Below are 8,010 nucleotides of genomic sequence, written 5' to 3'. Positions count from 1 at the left end.
GGGTGCCGCCAGCGGACCCGCCGTGCCCGGTGCGCACGTGTGCGGACCGGGCACGGCGACGAGGGGATGGCTCTGCTCTAGACCACGACGTCGCGGGAAGACCGGCCCCGCTGTTCCCGAGGGTGCCGCTGTTCCCGAGGGTGCCGCTGTTCCCGAGGGTGCCGCCGCCGCCCGGTCTGCCGGTCCCCGTCGCGGCGGACCAGCCCACGGGTGACACCGCACGGGTCGTCATGCGGCGGGGTACACGGCTCGCACTCGGCCTCGATGGTCGCGTGAGTGATGCCGTGCCGCGCGGCGAGCATCGCCTTGATCGCATCGGACACCGATCGGGCCTGCGCCAGGCTGGGATGGCCCCCGTCGCCGTGGGCACTGTCGAGATGGCCGAGCTCCAGATGCACCGACGCGGCGAGGAGTCGGTCGGACAGGCTCCAGACGTGCAGGTCATGCACGTCGAGGACATGAGGGTCGCGCAGGATGTCGGCACGCACCGCCGCGACGTCCAGGCTCGCCGGGGTTGCCTCCAGCAGCACCCGTGAGGCACTCGCCAGCAGCCGCGCCCCCTGGACGGCGATGAGCAGCGCGATCACCAGCGAGACCAGCGGATCCAGCCAGTACCAGCCNCCGACCAGCCAGATGGCCCCGCCGGCGGCGGCGACCGCCAACGATACCGCGGCGTCCCCGGCGAGGTGCAGCACCGCGGCCCGGGTGTTGAGATCACCATCGCCGCCGTGGACCACCCACGCGCTGACCCCGTTGACAACGGCGGCGGCCAACGCGACGGCGACCACCACTCCCCCATCCACGAAACCGGTCGAACCGAGGCGCCGCAGGGACTCCACCGCCAGCAGCGCCGTCACGACCAGCACGGCGGCGGCGTTGGCCTGCGCGGCAAGCNCCGGCCAACGCNCCCCGCCGAAGGTGCGGCTCGCCGACGGCGGCCGCCGGGACAGTGCCACCGCGACGAGCGCGAGCACCACGCCGGCAGTGTCGGTCAGGTTGTGCCCGGCGTCGGCGAGCAGACCGACCGAACCGACCGCGAGCCCCGCCGCCGCCTGCCCGATCACGATGGCGATGTTCAATGCGGTCGCCAGCAGCAGCCGGCGCCGTTGGCCGGCACTCCCGGGCGTCTCGGAAACACCATGACCATGACCATGACCATGACCGTGGCTGTGGCCGTGACCGTGGCCGTGGCCGTGATCCCGGCCACGACGATCATCGTGGCCGGCGCCCTGGTCACCGAAGGTGCCGGTGCTGGTCATGCGTCGCACGCACCGGCCAGGGCGGCACGGTCGGCGGCGCCCCCGGAGCCGACGTCATCAGCACCACCGGCCTCGCCAAAGACCCCACCGCGGGCCCCGCCGAGGCTCCCCGGCGCGGCAGCCGCGACGGGGGCGGTGACGTTCGGGTGGATGTGGTCGGTGTCGACGGCCAGGACGACGCCGAGAAGATCGTCCAGGGCATGGCGGAGCTTGTCATCGGCGAGCTCGTAGCGCTGCCGGCGACCCTCCGGCGTGGCGACGACCAATCCGCAGCCACGCAGACAGGCCAGATGATTGGACAGATTCGTGCGCCCCACCCCGAGGATCTCCGCAAGATCCGAGGGGTAGGCCGCGCCCTCCCGCAGTACCAGCAGCAATCTGGCCCGCGTCGGGTCGGACAGCGCGTGCCCGAATCGGGCGAGCACCTCGGCATGCGAGGCAACCTTCACCATGCTTCAACGGTACAGCCGGTCCTGACGTCAGCCAACGCTGAACGGAACCGGCTACCGCCCCGTCGGACGGCGACAGGAATCCGTCGCGCCACCGACCTCCCGGGCCGAGTGCGCGAACTTCTCCGGGTACGTGTGCTTCGGTCGGCGAATTTGGGGGACCTGAGGATGGTCTGCGGGCCCTGGACCGTGCCCTGCTCCCCATAACGTGGCCGCCGCGCGATCAGGCGGACCCCTGTGTCCGAGACCCGGGCCAAGTCGGCGCGACGGTCAGGCGTCGAAGAGAGCGCTGACGGACTCGCCGTTGTGGATGCGGCGGATGGCCTCGGCGAGCGCCGGGGCGACCGTGAGAATCTTCAGCTTCGGCACTCGGTCCCCCGCCGGAATTGGCACCGTGTTCGTGCACACGATCTCGGCGACCTCGGGCTGGTCGCCGATGCGCTTAAGCGCACCCGCCGCAAACAGCCCGTGCGTACACGCCACCCGCACCGACCGCACGTTCAGCTCACGCAGCCGCTCAAGCAGCTCGAGCACGGTGCTACCCTTGGCGATCTCGTCGTCGAGCACGATGACGTCCCGGCCAGCCACGTCACCGATGACCGTGCTGATGCTGACCCGGTCGTCGGCGAAACGCTGCTTGGCCCCCGCCGCCACCCGCACCCCGAGCATCCGGGCGAACGCCGCCGCCTCCTTGGCGTTGCCGAGGTCCGGGGAGACCACCGTCGTGTTCNACAGCTCGTAGTGACGGAAGTGCGCGGCAAGTTCCCGCAACGCATGCAGATGATCCACCGGCACGCTGAAGAAACCATGGACCTGCGGCGAGTGCAGGGTCATGGCGAGGACGCGGTTCGCNCCCGCGGTGACGAGCAGGTCCGCGACCAGCCGCCCGCCGATCGAGATCCGCGGCGCGTCCTTCTTGTCCGAGCGGGCATAGGCATAGTGCGGCAGCACGACCGTCGTGCGCGCCGCCGACGCCCCGCGCGCCGCGTCCAGCATCAGCAGCAGCTCGACGAGGTTCTCCTGCACCGGTGCGACCAGCGGCTGGATGAGGAACACGTCGCGTTCCCGGCAGTTCGCGGGAAGCTGGACCTCCAGGCAGTCGTTGGCAAAACGCTGCACCCGCACCCGATGCAGCGGCACGTCAAGGTGTGTGCAGATCTCCTCGGCGAGACTCGGATGGGCACTGCCGCTGAAGACGGCGATGTCTCGCACGAACCGCTCCTCGTTCCCTGTTCTCGGTGTCCCCGGTCTCGGTGTCCCCGGTCTCGGTGTCCCGGGCCTCGGTGTCCCCGGTCGACGTCCGATGGACCCGCCCGTCCCGGATGGTATCGACCAGAGGCCGAGTCATGCCGAGGTCCCTAGCGCCTCCCGGATCGACNCCCGAGTCCCGCCACGCTTCACCGCATTGCCGTACACCCTCCCGGCCAGCCAGACCAGTGCCCCGATCAGCGCGAGCGTCAGCGCCATCGCGACCACCACCTGCCACCCCGCCACGCTGCCGATCCCGATCACCATCGGCATCAGGACCGGCGCGAACAGCGGAATCATCGCCAGCGCCAGGATGAGGCCGCTGTCCGGCGACCCCGGCAGCACCGAGATGCCCAGCACGTACGGGACAACGATCAGCAAGATCATCGGTGCCGTGACCCCGCCGGCGTCCTCCTGCCGAGACACCAGTGCCCCGGCGGCCGCGAACAGCAGCGCGTACACGGCAAACCCGAGCAGATACCACAGCAGCGCCAGCGCGACCGACCCGATCGCGATCCCGGCCGGAATGTCGAGCTGCCCGGTGGTCAGGCCCAACGACACGCCGACCACCCCGATCAGCGTCAACTGACCGAGAGCCACGGCGCCGATCCCGATGACCTTGCCGGCCATCAGCTGCCACGGACGCACGGTCGCCAGCAGCAGCTCCACCACCCGGCTGCTCTTCTCCTCGATCACCCCCTGCGCCACGGCCGGGCCGAAGATCAGCAGAGACAGGTAGATCAGCCCGCCGGAGAGCAGGCCGNGCAGCAACCGGGCCCCGTCCTGTTCCGAGGCCGGCCGCAGGGCGCTGACCTGGACCGTGGCCGCGGACACGGCTCGCCCCACGACGGCCGGATCACCACCGAGCCCCACGACCTGGCGCTCGAGCGCGACCTGCCGGGCGGCGAGGCTCAACACCGACGTCAGCCGGTCGCCGAGCTCCTTCTTGACGACCACCCGGTAGACGGCGTTCCCCGCCGCGCCAGGGGTCGCAACCACGCGGACGAACGCGTCGACGTCACCGTCGAGCACGGCCCGCTCGCCGACCGCCCGATCCGCCACCGCACGGACCTCGACGTTCTCGCCCAGCGACCGGGCCGCAGCCTCGACCGTCGCCGCCTGCCGGAAGTCGACCGCGGTAAACGCGATCCGGCTCGCCGACGAGCCGCCGGTCAGGGACGTCAGCAGCACCATGGCGCCGATCCCGAGNACGAACAGCCCCGTGGTGATCCGGAAGGCCCGCGACCTGGTCCTGGTCACGATCTCCCGCCGGGCGATCAGCCGGATCACCCGGCCCGACACCTGCGCCGCGCCATCCAGCCCCCGCACGCTCACGCCGCGTTCTCCGGGAACGCCCCACTCCCCGGCTGCTGCCCGGCCTGCACGACGACGTTACGGAACAGCTCGGTCAACGACGGCCGGCGACGACGGAACTCCCGCACCGGGCCCGTGGCCAGCGCCGCGCGCAGTACCGCCTGGTCGTCGGCGCCCGCGGTGAGGCCCAGCACCGTCCGCGGCCCGTCCCGGTGACGCACGACGACCCCCGGTATCCCGTCGGCCCAGCCCGGCGGCGCCGCCGGCGCGTCCACCACCACCTGCAGATCACCACCCGCGCGCAACTCGTCAACCGAACCGCAGGCGACCATCCGGCCCGCCCGCACGATCCCGACCCGGTCGCACAACCGCTCGACGAGATCGAGCTGATGGCTGGAGAACATCACCGGAACCCCGGCGGCGCGACGCTCCCGCAGCACCTCGCTCATCACGTCGACGGCCACCGGGTCCAATCCGGAGAACGACTCGTCGAGTATCAGGACGACCGGATCGTGCACGAGCGCGGCGGCCAGCTGCACCCGCTGCTGGTTCCCGAGGCTGAGCTTCTGCACCTCGTCGTCCAAGCGGCTGGACACCCCCAGCCGCTCGGTCCACCGCGCCACTGCCCGACGGGCTGCCGGCAGCCCCATTCCGTGCAGTTGCGCGAGGTAGACGAGCTGCTCACCCACCCGCATCCGCGGATACAGACCGCGTTCCTCCGGCATGTAGCCGATCCGGCGGCGGGTGCGTAACGTCAGCGGAACGCCGTCATAACGCACGACCCCGGAATCCGCCGCGAGCACCCCGAGGGCGATACGCATCGTCGTCGTCTTCCCGGCACCGTTGCTGCCGACGAACCCGAACAGCTCGCCGGCCCGCACCTCGAACGTCATCGACTCCAACGCGACGACGTCGCCGTACCGTTTCGACACCCCGTCGATTTCGAGCCGTCCATCGCCCACCTGCACCAGCTTTCCACGGCGTTCCAGGTAACGGTCAACCCCTGCCTCTGCCACCCAGATGCTATTCGCGGTGGTTTTCATGATCAATTTTGCGTGGTGCGACGATGTCAACACCGTTGATTATCAGGATGCGCCGGGGGGGACGAACGGCAGGCCGGCGGGTGTGCCCTCGGCGAGCAGGCGGCGCAGGGCGCCTGTGTCGAGATGGTCNGCGACGAGGTCACCGAGGGCGTCGAGGCGGCGCTGCCGAGCATCGGCGAAGCACGTGAACGCCGGGACGAACGAACGCCCCGCGGCCGTGGCCACGTCGGCGAGATAGGCGCGGCGGAACGCGTCGTTCTCCAGCACCCCGTGCCAGCTCGTGCCGGCGACCGCGCCGACGCGCACCCCGTCCGCGGCGAACGGCGCGCTGTCCGGATGCTCCTCGACGGTCAGCCGCCCGTGCCGGATCTCGTAGCCGGTCAGCGGTCGGCCGGCGGCATCGGTGGCCGCGCGCCGACCGAGCAGCTTCACCGGGTCGAACGTGGTGATGACCGGGAGCAGGCCGAGACCATCGACCTCGCCCGCACCCGATTCGACGTCGTCACGGATGCGACGGCCGAGGATCTGGTAGCCGCCACAGATACCCAGCACCGGACGGGCCGCGGCGGCGCGTTCGGCGAGGGCCGCGGCGAGACCACGGCGACGCAGCCAGCGCAGGTCCTCGACGGTGGAACGGGTGCCCGGCAGGATCACGAGGTCGGCGTCGGCGAGCTCGTCCGGTCGGGTGGCCAGGCGCACCGCGACCCCGGGCTCGACGCGCAACGCGTCGATGTCGGTCACGTTCGACAGCCGGGGCAGCCGGATGACGGCGACCCGCAGCACCTCCCGCCGACCGCCGTGCGAGGCAGGCCGCGCCTCGGGACAGGGCTCGGCGTCGGGACAGGGCTCGGCGTCGGGACAGGGCTCGGCGTCGGGGAAGGGCTCGGCGTCGGGGAAGGCAGCGAGGTCGAGGGAGTCCTCGACGTCCAGCCACAACCCCGCCTTCCAGGGGACGACGCCGTGCACCGGCCGGCCGGTGAGCCGTTCGATCTGGCGCAGTCCGGGTTCGAGCAGTCGGGCGTCGCCACGGANCCGATTGATCACCCAGCCGGCAACCAACGCCTGGTCGGCCGCATCGAGCAGGGCCAGCGTGCCGAACAGGGCGGCGAAGACCCCGCCCTTGTCGATGTCGCCGACCACGATCACCGGCAGGTTCGCGGCGCGCGCCAGGCCCATGTTGGCGATGTCGGTCGAACGCAGGTTGATCTCCGCCGGAGAACCGGCCCCCTCGCAGATCACCGCGTCGAACCGGCCGCGCAGGTCGTCCAGGCACTCCAGGACAATCGCGGCCAGCCGTTCCTTGTACGGGCGGTAGCCGAGCGCGTCGACCTCGGCGACCGGGCGGCCCAGCACAACGAGCTGGCTGTGCCGCTGGCCCCCCGGTTTGAGCAGCACCGGGTTCATCGCCGCCTCCGGTTCGACACCGGCCGCCGCCGCCTGCATCGCCTGGGCCCGGCCGATCTCCGCACCATCGGCGGTGACCGCCNAGTTCAACGCCATGTTCTGCGCCTTGAACGGGGCGACCCGCACCCCCTCCCGCGCCAGCCACCGGCAGATCCCCGCGGTCAGCACGCTCTTGCCGGCATCCGACGCGGTCCCGGCGACCAGCAGTCCCCCGCTCACCGGCGGCGCTCTCTTCTCCCGGGCCCACCAGAGCCCCCGGAGCCAGCGCCCCCGGAGCCAGCGCGTCCGGATCCGGTACCGAGGCCGAGGCGCGCGGTCAGGGCGGAGGTGACCAGCCGCGCCACCGGAGCCGCCGCCGCCGTCAGCGCGACACAGACCACGCTCACCGCCGCGGACAACCGGGCCGCGGCTGCGACGTCCGCGCCCTGCGGCCGCCGGCCGAACCCGAGCTCCGGCCGGTGCTCGACGCGGTAGGGGTAGCGCAGCTCTCCCCCGAGCCGCAGCCCCAGCGCCCCGGCGAACGCGGCCTCCACCATCCCGGCGTTGGGGCTGGGATGCGACCGGCCGTCCCGGCGCATGACCCAGTACGCGTCGACCGCCGAACCGCCGACGACCGGGGCGCACGCGCAGGTCACCAGCGCGCACATCCGCGCCGGGAGTAGGTTCGCCAGATCGTCGAGGCGCGCCGCCGCCCAGCCGAAGCGTTCGTACCGGGGGCTGTGGTGTCCGATCATCGCGTCAAGGGTGTTGATCGCCCGGTAGGTGACCAGGCCGGGCAGGCCGGCGAGCGCCCCCCACCACAGCGGGGCGACCAGCGCGTCGGAGGTGTTCTCGGCGATGGACTCGATCGCGCCGCGGGCGATCCCGGCGGCGTCCAGCGACGCCGGATCGCGTCCGCACAGCGCCGGGAGCCGTTCCCGGGCCGCGGCGAGATCGTCGGCGCGCAGCTCCTCGCCGAGGCGTCGGCCCTGACGGCGCAGCGAGGCGCCACCGAGGACGGTCCACGTGACCACCGCCGTGAGCGCGACGGCGCGTTCAGCAGCGCGTTCAGCAGCGCGTTCAGCAGCGACGGCGGGCACGGCGACCGCGGCTAGCAGCACCGCGGTGTGCAGCGCTCCGGGCGCCCGGCCGTCCCGGTAGAGCCGGTTCTCCAGCCGGGACGCGGCCCGCCCGAACCCGGCGACCGGATGCAGCCGCGCCGGGTCGGCGAGCAGCCCGTCCAGCACGGCACCGAGGACCAGACCGAACGCGCGCACGGCACGGGAAGGGACCACGGCACGGGAAGGGACCACG

Annotated in this window: 7 protein-coding genes; all 7 read right to left on the bottom strand. The window is 72.2% G+C overall.

Going from position 1 to position 8,010, the window contains the following annotated elements:
- Positions 1-77 precede the first annotated feature (77 nt).
- The 7 genes from CED_RS10625 to CED_RS10595 all read right to left on the bottom strand — a co-directional run bounded on the left by CED_RS10625 (position 78) and on the right by CED_RS10595 (position 8,009).
- On the bottom strand, positions 78-1,259 hold the full coding sequence (locus tag CED_RS10625) for a cation diffusion facilitator family transporter (protein ID WP_035910242.1): 1,182 nt from the start codon (positions 1,257-1,259) through the stop codon (positions 78-80).
- Positions 1,256-1,711, bottom strand: a complete 456-nt coding sequence (locus CED_RS10620) for a helix-turn-helix transcriptional regulator (protein ID WP_011436996.1) — start codon at positions 1,709-1,711, stop codon at positions 1,256-1,258. Before CED_RS10620 ends, CED_RS10625 begins: the two co-directional genes overlap by 4 nt.
- 267 nt (positions 1,712-1,978) lie before the next feature.
- Positions 1,979-2,920, bottom strand: a complete 942-nt coding sequence (locus CED_RS10615; RefSeq protein ID WP_035910239.1) for a ribose-phosphate pyrophosphokinase — start codon at positions 2,918-2,920, stop codon at positions 1,979-1,981.
- A gap of 132 nt (positions 2,921-3,052) precedes the next feature.
- Complete coding sequence (locus CED_RS10610; RefSeq protein ID WP_051868756.1) at positions 3,053-4,291, bottom strand: ABC transporter permease; 1,239 nt, start codon at positions 4,289-4,291, stop codon at positions 3,053-3,055.
- Positions 4,288-5,232, bottom strand: coding sequence for an ABC transporter ATP-binding protein (locus tag CED_RS10605; RefSeq protein ID WP_049761086.1), 945 nt, complete (start codon positions 5,230-5,232; stop codon positions 4,288-4,290). Before CED_RS10605 ends, CED_RS10610 begins: the two co-directional genes overlap by 4 nt.
- A 123-nt stretch (positions 5,233-5,355) precedes the next feature.
- Positions 5,356-6,936, bottom strand: coding sequence for a cobyric acid synthase (locus CED_RS10600; RefSeq protein WP_035910237.1), 1,581 nt, complete (start codon positions 6,934-6,936; stop codon positions 5,356-5,358).
- Positions 6,933-8,009: a cobalamin biosynthesis protein gene (locus CED_RS10595; protein WP_035910234.1), complete on the bottom strand. Its 1,077-nt coding sequence runs from the start codon at positions 8,007-8,009 to the stop codon at positions 6,933-6,935. The genes CED_RS10600 and CED_RS10595 overlap by 4 nt, the downstream gene beginning before the upstream one ends.
- Position 8,010: the final 1 nt, after the last annotated feature.

This window comes from Frankia sp. CeD (genome assembly GCF_000732115.1).
Taxonomy (GTDB): domain Bacteria; phylum Actinomycetota; class Actinomycetes; order Frankiales; family Frankiaceae; genus Frankia; species Frankia casuarinae.
This window is presented reverse-complemented; position numbering and strand designations above follow the sequence as displayed.

What these genes read in the sequence shown, in the direction of transcription:
- CED_RS10620 (WP_011436996.1), bottom strand. Translation starts at nt 1,711, where the DNA reads ATGGTGAAGGTTGCCTCGCATGCCGAGGTGCTCGCCCGATTCGGGCAC.